Genomic DNA, 2018 nt, shown 5'->3' with positions numbered 1-2018 from the left:
CTTGTTGGACGTGGACTCACCGTTACAATAACCTGAGTTTTTGCAGAAGTACATCCTGAATTCTCAAACGCGATATAATAGGTTCCTGCTGTTATCACAAAAGTTTCTGCCAATGCTGTTGTTGAACTATTGCTTGTGTACCAAACATATTTACCCACACTTGGATGTAAATCTGCAATAGTATTCCCCTGACAGGTTGCTATAGATGTCATTGCTGGTACGCTTACGCTTACAACTTGTACTGATACCGGAATACGTACCGATTCACAATTCCCTATTACTTGCTGTACATAATAAGTACCTGTTGAAACAACTGTTGTGCCAGCTAATGGGGTCATTATTTGTGGTGAGCTATACCATCTTAATGTCGCAGACGGATCTTTTACTACTACCAAATCGTCTAAAGTGCTGTTGTTGCAAATTGTTTGTGACGATGCTGTTGGCGCAGGTACGATTGCTGCTACATTTACTGTTATTGCCTGTCTGGTAGATTCACATGTTCCTACATAAGAGCTTACATAATAAGTTCCTGTTGCCAAAAGCTGGCTCGGTACTAATTCTGTGGTACTTGTTGCACTTGTGTACCATTTTAACTGTGTATAGTTAAAACCGTCGATAGTCATATTCTGTACACGCGTATTGTTACACACATTCAACTGTGTTGTGGTTAATGGTGTACCCTGACCTAATGTAATCTGAACAGCGGTTCTGGTACTGCTTTCACATGCACCAACAGTTTGCGATGCGTAGTAGGTAGTTCCGTTTACCAAGATTGTTGAAGATGGTAATAAAACACCTCCTGTTGCCGCACTGTACCATTTTATGTTGCTGCCTGTTGCAACTACATTTGCTAATGTTGCATTTTGACCTGTACAGAAACTTTGGTTTGTAGCTACCGGTGCGTGAACAAATGCAGGGGAGGTAATGGTTACCGTTTCAGTTGCAGTACAATTATTAGCATCGGTTACCGTTACTGAATAAGTTCCTGCCGTTAATCCGCTGATATTCGCTGTTGTTTGTCCGCTTGACCATACATACGTAAAAGGTGCAGCTCCGCCATTTACCGTTAAACTTACCGATCCGTCTACTTGACCGGAACAGCTGATATTGGTAACTGTTGGTGTTAAAGAAAGTACCCCCGGCTGTGCAATTGTTACAGATGCGGTTGCTTTACAATTATTAGCATCGGTTACCGTTACACTGTAAGTTCCGGCTGTCAAGTTGTTCGCATTAGCCGTAGTCATACCGTTTGACCAGAAATAAGTATATGGGGCAGTACCGCCGCTTACTGATGCCGTTGCTGTTCCATTGCTTAATCCGTTACAGGTAACATTGGTTAGTGAACTTGTTACATTTAAAACAGTAGGCTCTGTGATTGTATAGCTTCTTGTTAATACACTTGAATCACTATCGGTTACTGTAAGAGTATAAGTACCGGCTGCTAAATTGCTTACTGCAGCTGTATTACCTCCACCGTTTGACCAAACATAGCTGTATGGTGGAGTTCCTCCTGTTACATTTACTGTTATGCTTCCATCGTTCGCGCCGTTACATGAAATGTTTTGTTGAGACACCAATACGATATCATAAGGAATAGCCGGTTGCGTTATTACTACTGATTGTGTAACAGTACAGCCATTAGCATCGGTTACTAAAACACTAAATGTTCCTGCTCCAAGGTTCGTTGCTGTATCGCTTGTTCCTCCGTAAGGTGTCCACGCATACGTATAAGGTGCTGTTCCGCCGCTTGCTGATACCGTAGCCGATCCGTCATTACCTCCATAAACCGTTACATTGCTTTGAGTACTAACTCCTGTTGTAATAACAGATGGTTCTGTAATGGTAAAGTTTTGTGTGATTGGACAGTTATTGGCATCTCTTACCGTTACAGAATAAGCACCCGGTGACATTCGCGTTCTACTCAATCCTATTACTCCGTCTGACCATAACACCGTGTAAGGTGCAATACCGCCACTTGGTGACACACTGGCAGATCCGTCGTTCTTGCCGTTACAACT

Annotated in this window: 1 protein-coding gene; it reads right to left on the bottom strand. The window is 42.5% G+C overall.

The features are described 5' to 3' along the window. Positions 1 to 2018: Ig-like domain-containing protein (locus tag BM253_RS17025; RefSeq protein WP_177205826.1), on the bottom strand; the 2018-nt coding region annotated here is incomplete at both ends.

The organism is Paenimyroides ummariense, assembly GCF_900115115.1.
GTDB classification, from domain to species: Bacteria; Bacteroidota; Bacteroidia; order Flavobacteriales; family Flavobacteriaceae; genus Flavobacterium; species Flavobacterium ummariense.
Note: the sequence above shows the minus strand (reverse complement) of the source record. Positions and strands in the feature narration are given on the sequence as shown.